This window comes from Rothia sp. BD8 (assembly GCF_044878465.1).
Lineage (GTDB): Bacteria > Actinomycetota > Actinomycetes > Actinomycetales > Micrococcaceae > Rothia > Rothia kristinae.
Window position 1 is genome coordinate 78,325 of the sequence record NZ_JANJES010000005.1, and the last position, 13,557, is coordinate 91,881.

Annotated in this window: 10 protein-coding genes, 1 tRNA gene, 1 other RNA gene and 1 pseudogene; 4 read left to right on the top strand and 9 right to left on the bottom strand. The window is 73.0% G+C overall.

The window, feature by feature from the left end:
- Positions 1 to 19 precede the first annotated feature (19 nt).
- The 4 genes from fepB to NQ707_RS05715 form a co-directional block, all read right to left on the bottom strand.
- The gene (gene fepB, locus NQ707_RS05700; RefSeq protein WP_165869979.1) at positions 20 to 1,072 is read right to left on the bottom strand and encodes a Fe2+-enterobactin ABC transporter substrate-binding protein; all 1,053 of its coding nucleotides are present in this window, start codon (positions 1,070 to 1,072) and stop codon (positions 20 to 22) included.
- 183 nt (positions 1,073 to 1,255) lie between these two features.
- Positions 1,256 to 2,146: an ABC transporter ATP-binding protein gene (locus NQ707_RS05705; RefSeq protein ID WP_100464833.1), complete on the bottom strand. Its 891-nt coding sequence runs from the start codon at positions 2,144 to 2,146 to the stop codon at positions 1,256 to 1,258.
- Positions 2,143 to 3,306 carry a FecCD family ABC transporter permease gene (locus NQ707_RS05710; protein ID WP_404435039.1) on the bottom strand — a complete coding sequence of 388 codons (1,164 nt, stop codon included), beginning with the start codon at positions 3,304 to 3,306 and terminating at the stop codon, positions 2,143 to 2,145. The genes NQ707_RS05705 and NQ707_RS05710 overlap by 4 nt, the downstream gene beginning before the upstream one ends.
- Positions 3,303 to 4,397 carry a FecCD family ABC transporter permease gene (locus tag NQ707_RS05715; protein WP_404435040.1) on the bottom strand — a complete coding sequence of 365 codons (1,095 nt, stop codon included), beginning with the start codon at positions 4,395 to 4,397 and terminating at the stop codon, positions 3,303 to 3,305. Before NQ707_RS05715 ends, NQ707_RS05710 begins: the two co-directional genes overlap by 4 nt.
- Positions 4,398 to 4,846: 449 nt before the next feature.
- On the opposite strand from NQ707_RS05715, the pseudogene NQ707_RS05720 reads away from it, so the two are divergent.
- A pseudogene (locus NQ707_RS05720) lies at positions 4,847 to 5,143 on the top strand (type II CAAX prenyl endopeptidase Rce1 family protein); the annotation flags it as partial.
- Positions 5,144 to 5,219: 76 nt separating this feature from the next.
- Positions 5,220 to 5,408 (top strand): hypothetical protein, encoded by a 189-nt coding sequence (locus NQ707_RS05725; RefSeq protein ID WP_058730582.1) that lies wholly within the window; start codon positions 5,220 to 5,222, stop codon positions 5,406 to 5,408.
- A gap of 29 nt (positions 5,409 to 5,437) precedes the next feature.
- On the opposite strand, the gene NQ707_RS05730 is transcribed toward NQ707_RS05725, so the two are convergent.
- Both NQ707_RS05730 and NQ707_RS05735 read right to left on the bottom strand, forming a co-directional pair.
- Positions 5,438 to 6,391 (bottom strand): hypothetical protein, encoded by a 954-nt coding sequence (locus NQ707_RS05730; RefSeq protein WP_058730581.1) that lies wholly within the window; start codon positions 6,389 to 6,391, stop codon positions 5,438 to 5,440.
- A gap of 2 nt (positions 6,392 to 6,393) precedes the next feature.
- Positions 6,394 to 7,689, bottom strand: coding sequence for an aspartate kinase (locus tag NQ707_RS05735; RefSeq protein ID WP_058730580.1), 1,296 nt, complete (start codon positions 7,687 to 7,689; stop codon positions 6,394 to 6,396).
- Positions 7,690 to 7,888: 199 nt separating this feature from the next.
- On the opposite strand from NQ707_RS05735, the gene NQ707_RS05740 reads away from it, so the two are divergent.
- Positions 7,889 to 8,800 (top strand): siderophore-interacting protein, encoded by a 912-nt coding sequence (locus NQ707_RS05740; protein ID WP_404435041.1) that lies wholly within the window; start codon positions 7,889 to 7,891, stop codon positions 8,798 to 8,800.
- A gap of 64 nt (positions 8,801 to 8,864) precedes the next feature.
- Here NQ707_RS05740 and recR read toward each other — a convergent pair whose 3' ends face one another.
- The 3 genes from recR to ffs form a co-directional block, all read right to left on the bottom strand.
- Positions 8,865 to 9,713 carry a recombination mediator RecR gene (gene recR, locus NQ707_RS05745; protein ID WP_081101635.1) on the bottom strand — a complete coding sequence of 283 codons (849 nt, stop codon included), beginning with the start codon at positions 9,711 to 9,713 and terminating at the stop codon, positions 8,865 to 8,867.
- Between the two features lie 69 nt (positions 9,714 to 9,782).
- A complete protein-coding gene (locus tag NQ707_RS05750) occupies positions 9,783 to 13,088 on the bottom strand; it encodes a DNA polymerase III subunit gamma and tau (protein ID WP_404435042.1) in 3,306 nt (1,101 codons plus the stop codon).
- A 72-nt stretch (positions 13,089 to 13,160) separates the two neighbouring features.
- An RNA gene (gene ffs / locus NQ707_RS05755) (signal recognition particle sRNA small type) lies at positions 13,161 to 13,257 on the bottom strand.
- 178 nt (positions 13,258 to 13,435) lie between these two features.
- Here ffs and NQ707_RS05760 point away from each other — a divergent pair.
- A tRNA-Ser gene (locus NQ707_RS05760) sits at positions 13,436 to 13,520 on the top strand.
- Positions 13,521 to 13,557 lie beyond the last annotated feature (37 nt).

The following is a 13,557-nucleotide window of genomic DNA, read 5'->3' on the forward strand; positions in this document are numbered from 1 at the left end:
GCGGATCCCGCGGCGTCGGCTACTTGCCGAACTCCTTCTCGATGACGTCCAGGACGTTGCCCGCGGAGTAGTAGTCCAGGCGGAAGGAGTCCAGACCCATCGCGTAGACGCGGCTGTCCTTCACGGCGTCCGTGTCGGCGACGAGCTGGTCCTTCTCGAAGGCCTGGACCTTCTTCTCGTCGGCGTTGAAGATCACCGCGGTCTTGCCGGTGATGGCCTTGGAGAGGTTCTCGCTGTCCACCGGCACGATGTCCTCGCGCTGGCCGCCCATCTGGGAGCTGCCGGACTTGGCGTCATCGGGCACGGTGGTCAGCTCGAAGCCGAGTTCCTTGAGCATCCGGCCCTGGGCGGACTTGTCGGTCCAGATGTTGGCCTTGGAGCCGGAGCCGTCGCGGCTGGGGTTGTAGTTCAGGGCCGTGGTGGGCTGCTCGGGCAGCTCGATGGCGTCCTTGACCTCGGCGAGCTTGTCCTCGTACTTCTTCACGACGTCCTCGGCCTGCTGCTCGTGGCCGGTCACCTCACCGAGCTTCTCGGTCACGTCCTGCCAGTCCTTGTCCGCGTAGTCCACCACGAACACCGGGGCGCCGATCTCCTTGAGCTGGTCCAGCTGCTCCATCGCGGAGTCCTGGCCGGTCTTGGACACGATGATCAGGTCCGGGTTCTCCGCCGCGACCTCCTCCGGCTTGGTGGTGATGCCGCTCAGCGCCTTGACGCCGCGCTGCTCGGCGACGTCGCCCCACTGGGTGAAGAAGCCCTTGTCATCCGAGACGGGGGTGTTGGCCTGGGTGATGCCGGTGGCCTTGACCGGGGCGTCTGCGGCCAGCAGGGGGCCGGTCAGGGTCACGGAGGTGGAGACGATGCTCTTCGGCTGGGAGTCGATGGTCACCTCATCGCCGTTGTCGTCCTTGATGGTGCGCGGCCAGTCCCCGGAGGAGGCCGAGGCGCTGGCGGAATCCGAGGAGTCCTCGGAGCTGCCGTCGCCGGAGCCGCAGGCGCTGAGCGCGAAGACGCCGCACAGGGCGAAGATCAGGGCCGCCAGCAGGCGGCGCAGCGGGGTCTTGGTCGGGGTCACGGTGCGGTCTCCTCGGGTCGGGGACGGGCGGGTGTGCTCCAGGCCGGAGGGGCGACGGCGGGGCCGTCGGCGTCGTCCGGCTCCCCATCAGCTTAGGAGAGCCTCACCCGGATGTGAAGCGCGTCCCGCCGACGCCGGGCCGGGGCCCGATGTCGGGGCCCGGTGCCGGAGCTTCGCACCGGCTCAGGCCGGGACCACCAGCGGGCCGCCGGTCACCGGGTCCGCCACCACCAGCGCCTTCAGCCCGAAGACCTCCTCCAGCAGCTCCGGGGTGATGATCTCCTCCGGGGAGCCTTGGGCGGCCACCGCACCGCCGGCCAGGGCCACCAGGTGATCCGAGTGGCGGATCGCCAGGTTGAGGTCGTGCAGTACCATGACCACCGTCTTGCCGCGCTCCTGCCTCAGCCGGCGCACCAGGGAGAGCACCTCGATGCTGTAGGCCAGATCCAGGTAGGTGGTCGGCTCATCCAGCAGCAGGGTGGGGGTGTCCTGGGCCAGGGCCATCGCGATCCACACCCGCTGGCGCTGCCCGCCGGACAGCGCCGCGATGGGCCGGTGCGCCAGGCCCAGCAGGCCGGTGGCCTCCAGCGCGTCGCGCACGACGTCGTCGTCCCGGGCGGACCACTGCGCCAGCCAGGACTGGTACGGGTGCCGACCGCGGGCGACCAGCCCCGCCACGGTGAGCCCCTCCGGGGCGGTGGGGGACTGGGGCAGCAGGGTCAGGCGCCGGGCCCGGCGCACCCCCTTCAGCTCCCGGATGCTGCGCCCCTCCAGCAGGACCTCGCCGCTGAAGGGCAGCAGGTCGCACAGGGACTTCAGCAGGGTGGACTTCCCGCAGCCGTTGGGGCCGATCAGGGTGGTCACCCGGTCCGCCGGGATCTGCAGGTCCAGGTCCCGCAGCACCGGGTCCTGCCCGTAGCCCACGGTCAGCCCGCGCGCGGTGATCCGGGCGGCGGGCGCCTCGGACGGGGAGGCGGGGGCTCCCGCCGGGGTCTCCGCCGTCGGGTCCGGGGCGATGCTCGGCGTCTGCGGCGGGATCGCGCGGCGGGAGGTGCGGTCGCGGAACGGGGTCATGCGGAGGCCTTTCGGTTCATCTTCAGCACCAGCCAGATCAGCACGGGGGCGCCGCACACGGCGGTCACGATGCCCAGGGGCAGCTCCCACGGCAGCACCGTGCGGGCCACGAGGTCCGCCGCGCTGACCAGCAGCATCCCGGTCAGGGCCGAGCACCACAGCGGCGGGGTGGCCGCCCCGGTGATCCGCTGGGCGATCTGCGGGGCCACGAAGGCGACGAAGGGGATCGGCCCGGCCGCGGAGACCGCCACCGCCGCCAGCACGACGGCGACCAGCAGCTGGCTCGCCTGCGCGACCCGGAGGCGGTGGCCCAGCCCGTGGGCGATCTCCGGGCCGAGGGAGAGCCCCGCCAGCTGGAAGGCCAGCCCCCCGGCCAGGGCCAGGGCGGCCAGGGAGCAGATCAGCGGGGCCCACGCCTGGTCCCAGCCGCGTCCGTTCAGCGAACCGGTCAGCCACAGCCGGGCCTCGGCGGCCTGATCCAGGGTGGTCCCGGCCATCAGCCAGGTGGAGATCGCGTTGAGGAACATGGACGCGCCCACCCCGATCAGCACCAGCCGCAGCATCGAGCCGCGGTCCTTCCCGGCCACCCACCACACCAGGGCGGCGGTCAGCACGGAGCCGATGATCGCGACCACGGGCACCCCGAGCACATCCCGGCCGAAGACCGCGGCGTCGCCGAACAGCCCGTGCGTGCCGGAGACGGTGATGACGAAGACCGCCGCCACCGAGGCGCCGTTGGTGATGCCCAGGACGTCCGGGCTGGCCAGGGGGTTGCGGGCCACGGACTGGGTCAGCGCCCCGGAGAAGGCCAGGGCCGCGCCCACCGCCAGGCCCACCACGGCCCGGCCCAGGCGCCACCGGAACACGATGGTCTCCTCCAGCCGGGTCCCGCCCCCGGCGAGGGTGCGCAGCACGTCCGGCACGCTCATGGGGAAGTCCCCGCGCCCCAGGTTCGCGGCGAACACGAGCACGGTCACCAGGATCAGGACCACGGCGACGACGATGCGCCGCGGGCGCAGCACCGCGGAGAGCGGGCCGAGGCGCACGGCCCGGAGGCCCAGGTCGGCGCGGGCGGTCCCGGCGTCGGCGGTGCTGGTCTCGCGGGCGCCGGCGGTTCGGGGCTGGGTGGTGCGAGTCTGGGGGATGCGGGACGCGCTCACAGGGCCTGCACCTTCCCCCGGCGGATCAGGATGACGAAGAACGGCACGCCGACCAGGGCCATGACGATGCCCATCTGCAGCTCCCCGGGGCGGGCGATGATCCGCCCCAGCACGTCCACCGCCAGGGCCAGGGCCGCGCCGAGCAGCGCCGCGTAGGGCACCACCAGGCGGTAGTCCGGCCCGACGACGGCGCGCACGATGTGCGGGGCGGCCAGCCCCACGAAGGCCACGGGCCCGGCGGCCGTGGTGGCCGCCCCGCCCAGCAGCGCCACGCTGAGCAGGCCGAGGACCCGCCAGCGGGTGGTGGCCAGCCCCAGCGAGCGGGCCACGGTCTCCCCGAGGGCCAGCAGATTCAGGGCCGAGCCCTGCGCGCAGGCCAGGACGAGACCCACCAGGATGATCGGCAGCACCACCCACGCCACGTCCAGATCCCGCCCGGCCACCGAGCCGGTGGCCCACTGGCGCAGACCCTCCAGGGCGTCGTCGTCGGAGAGCACCAGGGCGTTGACCACGGCCATGAGGATCGCGGACAGGGCGGCCCCGGCCAGCACGATGCTCAGCGGGTTGGCGGCCGTGGACCCCGTGGAGGACAGGGCGAACACCGCGGCGGTGACCAGCGCGCAGCCGATCAGCGCGGGCCACACGTACCCGGTGGGCGAGTCGGTCCAGCCGAACACGAGGGAGAGCACGACGGCCGCGGCCGCCCCGGCGTTGATCCCGAGGATCCCGGGGTCCGTCAGCGGGTTGCGCGTGTGCCCCTGGATGACCGTGCCGGCCGCACCCAGGGCCGCGCCGACCAGCAGGGCCAGCACGGTGCGCGGCAGCCGCAGCAGCCCCATGACGACGACGAGCTCGTCGCCGCTGCGAGAGGCGGGCAGTCGCTGCGGGTCCCCCGCGTAGGTCAGGGCGTCCGGGATGCGCTCCCAAGCCTGGGCGATCGTATTGGCTCGGCCGCCGACCATGAGGCTGGCCACCGCGCAGATGAGGATGACCGCGAGCAGCGCCAGCGGGAACCACAGGTGCAGGCTGCGCAGCCGCCCCGGGGCGCTCGCGGGGGCGGCGTCGTCGACGATGGGCGGTGAGGAGGTCACCCGTTCAGGATAGCCATGCCTCACCCCACCCCTCCTCCTCACCGCACAACGGGAGATCCCTCTCCTTCCGGGGCGTGTGCGGTCCCGAGATGGGAAGGATCTCCAGTTTTGCGGAAGGGGACGGGAGTCCCAGGTTCTCCCCAGGATTGCACATGATAATCATTCGCGCTTTTGTCCGATCCCTGAGACGAAGACCCGTGACCGATCTCCCCTTCGCGACCGCGCGATGCCGCCCCCTGCCCGCCGTGCTGCTGCTGGTCGCCGGCTTCGGAGTGAGCCTATGGCTGGCGGGCCTGGCCGCCGCGGCCCTGCCGCTGGGCACCTGGGCGGACCCCATCGGCACCCTGATCCCCCTGACCACCGCCGTGGTCCTGCTCCGGGCCCTCGGGCTCCTCCCGCAGGCCCTGCGCCCAGGGCGGATGGGGCGCGGGCTGCTGCTCGGCTGGTACATGCCGGCCGCCGGCGCGCTCGTCCTGGTCCTGAGCGCCCTGTCCTGGACCGCCCAGGGTGGGGGATTCTCCGCCCCGCCGCTGGCGGCCCTCGGCACAGTTCTCGGGCAGCTGGGCACCACCGCCGTCGAGGAGCTGTTCTTCCGCGCCGGGGTCCTCGCGGTGCTGGCCGGGGCGCTGCTGGCCACCGGCAGGATGGGTCCGCGCGGCGTCGTCGCCCTGCCCGCGGTGATCTTCGGGTTGGCCCACCTGCTCAACCTCATCCACAACCCCGGCGCCCTGGTGCCCGTGCTCGGGCAGGTGGTCTGCGCGGCTCTGCTGGGCCTGCTGCTCGGCGCGGTATGGCTGCGAACCCGCACGCAGCACCGGCGCGGTGATCCTGCTGCACTTCCTGTTCAACTGCGGCGCTGCCGTGGGCGCGATGTCCGATCCCGAGTGGTCTCGCCACGTCCTGGAGGCCGGCGAAGCCGACACCTCCGTGACGGTGGCGATCTCCACCGTGCTGTTCGCCGCCCCCGCCGGGCTGATCGGCTGGCTGCTGCTCTCCCGACACCGTCGCTGAACCCACCCCCGCAAAACGGGAGATCCCTCTCATTCCGGGACGTGTGCGGTCCCGATATGGGAAGGATCTCCCGTTGTGCGGAGGAGAGAGGTGAGGCGCTCCCGCAGGTGCTGGGAGCGCTCCGCGAAGGCCCGCTGCAGCCGCGCGTACTCCCGCTTGCCCTCCGCGGTCTCGATGCGGATCGGCGCGTATCCCCAATCCGCCAGGTCGTAGGGGGCCGCGCGCATGTCCATCTCCCGGATCTCCCGCGACAGCTCGAAGGCCTCCAGCAGCAGATCCGAATCCACCAGGGGCAGCAGCTTGTACGCCCACTTGTACACGTCCATGTTCGCGTGCAGGCACCCGGGCTGCTCCATCTCCCGCTGCGTCCGACGGGAGGGCTGGATCGTGTTCAGCGGGACGGCCTGCGGCTGGAAGAAGCGGAAGGCGTCGAAGTGCGTGCACGTGATCCGATGCCCCTCCACCACCTCATCCGTGCCCGCCGCGCCCAGCCGCAGGTCCAGGTACTCGTGCCGATGCCCGTTGACCTCGGAGCGGTAGGCCATCGCCCACTCGTGCAGCCCGAAGCACCCGAAGGATCCCGGCTTCGCCAGCGTGCGGGAGAGCAGATCCCGGACGAACTCCACCGTGCGCTGCCGCTGGGACAGGAATCCCTCGACGTCCACGGTCACCGCGGTGCCGGCCGCGGCGATGTCCCGGGCGGCATCGGTCTCCAGCCCGGCGGCGCGCAGCTCGTCCTCGACGGCGGGCCGGTAGTGCTTCCAGTCTCGACGCTCGGCGGCGTCCAGCAGGATCACCCCGGCCCCGGGATGCCAGCGGCGCAGCTGCCCGGGGGACAGGGTGTAGTAGGTGAACAGGAAGTCCTCCACCGGGTGCTTCTCGCCCCGGCTGCGACGATCCACGAAGGGCTGCCCGTGCCGATCCGCACGCTGTCCGTGCTCCGCGGCCAGCGCGCGCCACCGGGCGGCGTCGAGCAGGCGCATCCTCAGCGGCCGGTGCCGCCGTAGACGGTGGCCTCGCCCTCCCGGTCCAGGTCGAAGGCGCTGTGCACCGCGCGCACGGCGTCGTCGAGCAGATCCAGGCGGGTGATCACGGAGATGCGGATCTCCGAGGTGGAGATCATGTCTATGTTCACCCCGGCGTTGGACAGGGCCTTGAAGAACTGGAAGGAGACCCCCGGGTTGGACTTCATGCCCGCACCCACCAGGGAGAGCTTGCCGATCCGGTCGTCGTACTGCACGTCCTCGAAGCCCACCTCCTCCTGGACGCGACGCAGCACCTGCAGGGCCGTGTCCCCCTGATCCTGCGGCAGGGTCACGGAGATGTCCGTGCGCTTGGCGGACTTGGTGGACACGTTCTGCACGATCATGTCCAGGTTGACCTCGGCGTCGTTGAGGCTGCCGAAGATCTTCGCGGCGTAGCCGGGCACGTCCGGGACGCCGACGATCGTGACCTTCGCCTGCGAGCGGTCGTGGGCCACACCGGAGATGAGGGGCTGTTCCAAGGGGATCTCCTTCGTCAGATCACGGGAGTCGGCGTCGGTGGGGCTCGGGATCACCCAGGTCCCCTCCAGGGTACTGAAGGACGAGCGGACGTGGAGCTTCAGCCCGAAGCGCCGGGCGTACTCCACGCTGCGCAGGTGAAGGATCTTCGCCCCGTTGGCGGCCAGCTCCAGCATCTCCTCGCTGGAGACCTCGTCCAGCTTGTGCGCGGTGGGCACGATCCGCGGATCCGCGGTGAACACCCCGTCCACGTCCGAGTAGATCTCGCACACGTCCGCGTCCAGGGCCGCGGCCAGGGCCACCGCCGTCGTGTCCGAACCGCCCCGGCCCAGCGTCGTGATGTCCCGGGTCTGCCGGTTCATGCCCTGGAAACCGGCGACGATCGCGACGTTGCCGGCCTGCACGGATTCCCGGATCCGATCCGGGTTGACCTCCACCAGGCGGGCCGCGCCGTGGATGCCGTCGGTGATCATCCCGGCCTGGGAGCCGGTGAAGGACTGCGCGGGGATGCCCAGCTCCCGCACGGCCATCGCCAGCACCGCCATGGAGATCCGCTCCCCGGCGGTCAGCAGCATGTCCAGTTCGCGGCTGGGCCCCCGGAAGGAGGAGACCTCGTGGGCCAGATCCAGCAGATCGTCCGTGGTGTCGCCCATCGCGGAGACCACCACGACGACGTCGTTCCCGGCGGCCCTCGTGTCCCCGATGCGCCGGGCGACGCGCTTGACGCCCTCGGCATCGGCCACGGAGGACCCGCCGAACTTCTGCACGATCAGACTCATGGGTGCTCCCGTCCTCGCTCTCGTCCTGCTGGCCCGGCGCCCCGGGGCGGGGCAGGGCGGGTGGTGGGGCGCGTGGCCGCCCGTCCCAGGGTATCCTCCCGCACATGAGGACGCCGCTTCGCGTCCGGTGTCCCAGGATGCGGAACGCGGCGGATGGCATGACTGCGGCGCAGGAAGCGGAAAGAGGACGGCATCGCGCATGGGCGGACGGGATCACCCGAAGCAGGGCACGCAGGAGACGGGGCGGCAGGAGCGGGCCCCGCGCTATCGCGTGGGCCGGGCGCGCGTCGTCGAGCGGCTCAGCCCCACGATGACGCGGGTGGTGGTGGAGGGCCTACCCGGATTCCCCACCCGGCACGCGGTGGGGGAGACCGTGCGCGTGGTGCTGCCTGATCTGCAGACCGGCCGGGTGCCCGAGCCCGACCTCACCGGCGGCAAGCCGCGCTGGGCCAAGCCCGCCCCGCTGACCCGCAAGTACACGGTGCGCCGGGTGGATCCCGAACTCGGGACGGTGGAGATCGCCGTGGTGGCCCACGGGCGCGGCCCCGGCAGCCGGTGGGCGCAGGCGCTCGCCCCGGGGGATCCGGTGCACCTGCTGGGACCCAAGAGCGGCCGCGAGGCCCCGGAGCCGGGGCGCTTCTTGCTCATGGTGGGGGATGAGACGGGCCTGCCCGGCATCGCTCGCTGGCTGGAGCAGCTGCCCGCCGACGCCGTCGGGCGGGTGATCCTCGAGGTGCCCGGCCCGGACTCCGTCCAGGACCTCTCAGCCCCCGCCGGGGTGCGCCTGACGTGGCTGGTGCCGGGCGAGGACGGTCCGGACGGGGAGTCTGCGGACGGCCGACCTGGGGACGGGGACGGGGCGGCGAGCCGAGGAGCGAGCCCGGAGGCCGACGCGCGGGCGAACACAGGGGAGCCGGGCCGGGCGGAGGTGCTGGCCGGTCGCACGGCCCTGGAGGTCGTGGAGCGGATGCCCGTTCCCGAGGGCCCCGCGTTCGCGTGGCTTGCCGGGGAGAGCGCCGCCCTGCGCCCGGTGCGTCGGCTCCTGCTGGAGCAGTGGGGGCTGGACAAGCGCTCGATGCACGCGAAGGGCTACTGGACCAGGAAGCGGTGAGCGCCCGACGCCGCGGGCCGGGGCGCCGGGCATCCCGTGCGCCCCGCTGCCCGCTCGAGGCTTCTCAGTCCGCCCAGGGATTGGCGAAGCGCTCGCCGCGCCGGGGCGTCGGGTAGCGGCGCGCGGGCACCTCGGGGGAGGCCTCCGAGCCCGCACCGCCCCGTTCGGGTTCGCCCTCACCGGGCTCCTCGGAGCTCCCAGAGCTTTCTGAGCCGTCGTCGTCGGTGTTGTGGTCCGAGGCTTCGGGGTTCGCGGCGAAGTCCTCGGCGTCCTCCTCGTCGGCCAGCCGCGCCTCCTCCGCGGCCCGGCGCATCCCGGCGGTGAGGATGCGACGGCCCTCCAGGGCCCGGCCCAATGTGATCTCATCCGCGTACTCCAGGTCCCCGCCCACGGGCAGTCCGGAGGCCAAGCGGGAGACCGTGACGCCGATGGGGTTGAGCAGACGGGAGAGGTAGGTCGCGGTGGCCTCGCCCTCCAGGTTGGGGTCCATCGCCAGGATGATCTCCTGGACGTTCTCGTCGGCCAGGCGGGTGACGAGCTGGCGGATGCGCAGCTGCTCCGGGCCGATGCCCTGCATCGGATTGATGGAGCCGCCGAGCACGTGGTACCGGCCGTCGAAGCTGCCGGTGCGCTCGATCGCGGAGACGTCCTTCGGCTCCTCGACCACGCAGATCAGGGAGGTGTCCCGGCGGGCGTCGCGGCAGATCGAGCACTTGGGGGTCTCGGAGATGTTGCCGCAGATCTCGCAGAAGGAGACCTTCCGCTTCACGGTGGTGATGGCCGCGGAGAGCTTCTCCATCTCCTCGGCCGGGGAGTTGAGGATGTGGAAGGCGATGCGCTGGGCGGACTTCGGGCCCACCCCCGGCAGACGGCCGAGCTCATCGATCAGATCCTGGACTGCGCCTTGGTACACGGCTCCTCATTCTCGCGGGGGCACCGGATGCAGCGCTCCGGTGCGGTGGTTGGTGGGTGGCGGTCGGGATCAGCGCGCCTGGTGGGGCCGCTCCTCGATCACCCGGCCGCCGAGCAGGGTCTCGACCGCCGCCTGACCGTACATCGCCGAGTCCTCCAGGTCCTCATCCTCCGGGGTCGGGGCGAAGTCCTCCCAGTCCTCGGGCGGCTCCGGGGCCTGCGAGTCGACGCCGGGGCCCCCGTGGGAGCGAGCCCCGGCGGCGATGGCCGCGGCGTGGCGCTCCCGGAAGGACCGGTGCGGCTGATCCCGGGCGGGCCCGGCGGGTTCGGTGGGCGGAGTCGACGGCGCGTGCCCCTCCGGGCCGGCGGGACCAGTGTCCGGGGGCGCCTGCCCGTCGGCCGGGCTGCTGGAGGGGGCGCTGGAGGCGGCGTCGTCGGGGACGGCGCGCAGGTGGCGGGAGGCGGACCCGCCGCCGGGTGCTCCCGCGCCGCCGGGGATCTCGACCAGGCGCGGGGTGCGCTCGCCCCACTGGGACGGGTGCCGTGCGGAACCGTCGTCGGGCCCGGCGTATCCCCAGCCGCTGCGGCGCCCGTCCACCGGTTCGCCCGGGGCGCCGGCGCGTCGGGCGGCCACAGACCAGTCGTGCGCCGGCCCGGCCTCTTCCGTCTCAGATCCGCTCGACGACGCCCCGGGGGACGACGCGCCGGGGCCGGCCGGGTGGGCGTCGGAAGTCGGAGCAGCGTGGTTCGTCGGGGCGTGGTCGGGCGCGGCTTCCTGGGTGGGATCGACCGTCGCATCCGGCGCGGGGTGCTGTCCGGGGTCGCCGGAATCCGCGGGGGCCTCACCGGGCTCCTGCGGAGAGGGGACCACGCTCAGGCTGCCGGTGGGCGGGGTGCGCGGATCGGGCGAGCCCTGGGAGGGCACCGGGGCGGGACGCGCGGGACGCTGCCCCTCCGCGACCTCCGGAGCCGAACGCTGCGAAGCGGTGTCCTGAGTAGCCTCGGCCTGCTCGGGACCGTCACCGGGGATCGCGGCGACCTCCCAGCTGCCGAAGTTCTCGCCCTCGGCATCCTCGGACCAGGCAGGGGCCCCGCCCTCGGCCGGTTCCCCGTGACGACGCCAGGCCTCCTCCTCGGCCCGCGGGCCCTGGGGCAGATCCGGGGTGACGCGCGGGCGCCCCGACTCATCGGGTGCCCGACCCGCGGAGGACGCGGCGGGGCGCTCCCGGAGGGCCTGCTGGGCAGCCCGCTCCCACTGATCCTCATCCGGCCACTCCGGCTCCTCCGCGCGCGCGGTGGACGCGGCGTGGCCGGAGCGCTCCGGTCCGCGGCCGGGGGCACCCGCGAAGGAGGCCCCGCCGTGTCCGCGCTGTCCGTCCTGTTCGCTCTGTCCGCGAGCGGGCGACGACGACGCGGGGCCGCCCGGTCCCCTACCGGATCCACCGGGCGCACCGGGCCCTCCAGATCCACCGGGCCCGCCAGGCCCGGACGGCCCCTGCGGGCTGCGCCCGCCGCCGTCGGAGGGCCCGGGGCCGCCGTCCACGGCCACCTGGCAGGAGATCCCCAGGACCTCCTGCAGCGCCTCGGACAGGGCACCGGCGTAGCGCTGCACCCGGGACTGGATCCCCGGCCCGCGGGAGGAGACGTACAGGACGCCGTCCTCGAAGCGGGAGGGCTGGCATTCCCGGAAGGTCGCCTGGCCCACCTTGGAGCGGCTGCCGACGGCGGCCACCACATCGGCCCAGGAGCGCTGGATCATGGTGACCTGGCCGGCGTCGGCCGGGGCCGTGGGCTGCGGCTGGTATTGTCCGGCGTCCTCCGCCATGTGCGACGCCGAGGTCTCCCGTTCGGGGGCCTCCGGGTGCTGGTCGGCCGCAGGCGATGGGGCGCCGGAGGGTTCGGCGGCGTCGTTCCCGGCGGCGTCGTTCCCCGTCCTGCCGGCCTCGACCCGGCGGGAATCGACGGCATCGGCTCCGGCGTCCTCGTCCCCGGTCTGCTGCCCCGGCGGGACGGGACGGTTCCGCCGGGCCATCGCCAGCGCGGCCTCGCGACCGTCCGGGGCCGCCGCCATACCCTCAGCCGCTGAGCCGTCGGAGCGCTCGGGCCCCTCCTCGGTGCCCGCCGCCTGGGCGGCCGCGTGCTCGGCGGGGGTCTCCGGGGTGGTCAGGGCGGCCGGATCCTGGCGCAGCGGGGCCGCCACCGCGCCGACCGTGCCCAGGTTGATCCGCCGCTCCAGCCGATCCACCCGGGCCCCGACCCCGCGGGTGGAATCATCCGCGGTGGGCAACAGGATCCGGGCGCACAGCAGCTCTAAGTGCAGCTGAGGGGTGGTGGCCCCGGTCATCTCGGTCAGGGCGGCGTTGGTGATGTCCGCGGCCCGGGACAGCTCCGCGGCCCCCAGCTGCTGGGCCTGCCCGCGCATCCGATCCACCTGGTCCTCGGAGAGCCCGTGCAGGATCGAGGCCGCGGCGTCGGGAGCGGCCCGGACGATGATGAGGTCCCGGAACCGCTCCAGCAGATCCTCCACGAACCGGCGCGGATCCTGCCCGGTGCTGATCACCCGGTCCACGGCCTGGAAGACGGCCGGAGCGTCCCCCGCGGCGAAGGCGTCCACCACCCCGTCCAGCAGCTCGGCGTGGGTGAAGCCCAGCAGGGCGACGGCGAGGTCGTAGGTGATGCCCTCCGACCCGGAGCCGCCCATCAGCTGATCCAGCACGGACAGCGAATCCCGCACGGACCCTCCTCCGGCGCGCACCACCAGCGGCAGCACCCCCTGCTCGACGGCGATGCCCTCCTGCTCGCACAGGTGCGCCAGATAGGTGCGCAGGGTCTCCGGGGGGACCAGGCGGAAGGGGTAGTGGTGGGTGCGGGAGCGGATGGTGCCGAGGACCTTGGCCGGCTCGGTGGTCGCGAAGACGAATTTGATGTGCTCCGGCGGCTCCTCGACGATCTTCAGCAGCGCGTTGAACCCCTCGCGGGTGACCATGTGCGCCTCGTCGATGATAAAGATCTTGTACCGGTCCCGCACGGGGGCGAAGGTCGCGCGTTCGCGCAGGTCACGGGCGTGGTCCACGCCGCCGTGGGAGGCGGCGTCCATCTCGATGACGTCCAGCGAGCCCGCGCCGTCCCGGGCGAGGTCCCGGCAGGACTCGCAGTGCCCGCACGGGGTGGGGGTGGGGCCCTCGGCGCAGTTGAGGCAGCGGGCCAGGATGCGCGCGGAGGTGGTCTTGCCGCAGCCGCGCGGCCCGGAGAAGAGGTAGGCGTGGTTGACGCGGTTGTTCCGCAGCGCCGTCATCAGGGGCTCGGTGACGTGCTCTTGCCCGATGACGTCGGCGAACGTCTCCGGGCGGTAACGGCGGTACAGTGCGGTGCTCACGCGAACAACACTAACGGCTGGGACTGACAGATCGAACGGCGTCCGCGGGTCTGTGGAGGGGGACGGCGGAGACGAGAAGACCCCTCGCGCACCCGTCAGAGCGCAGATACCCTTGCTGCCTTCCGGCCCTGGGGGAGTTTTCCACGATGACGCCACGCGAGGGGCTGGTGCCAGCTTAGCGGAGGCCCCGCGCGGGTGTCACACCGCGGACCCGCCCTGGGTCGGTGTTCTGCGCCACCCGTGATTGAGTTGGGTTGTCAGCCTCCGGAGCGGTTGTGTAGGCTCGTATCCGTTCGCTTTCGTGAGCATGTCGTGCGGCCCTGACCGCATGGATGCAAGCGACGCCTGGAGGATTCGCCTAGCGGCCTATGGCGCACGCCTGGAACGCGTGTTGGGTTCACGCCCTCGGGGGTTCAAATCCCCCATCCTCCGCCGAGCAGACCGGCCCCCGAGCCAGTGGCAGCACTGA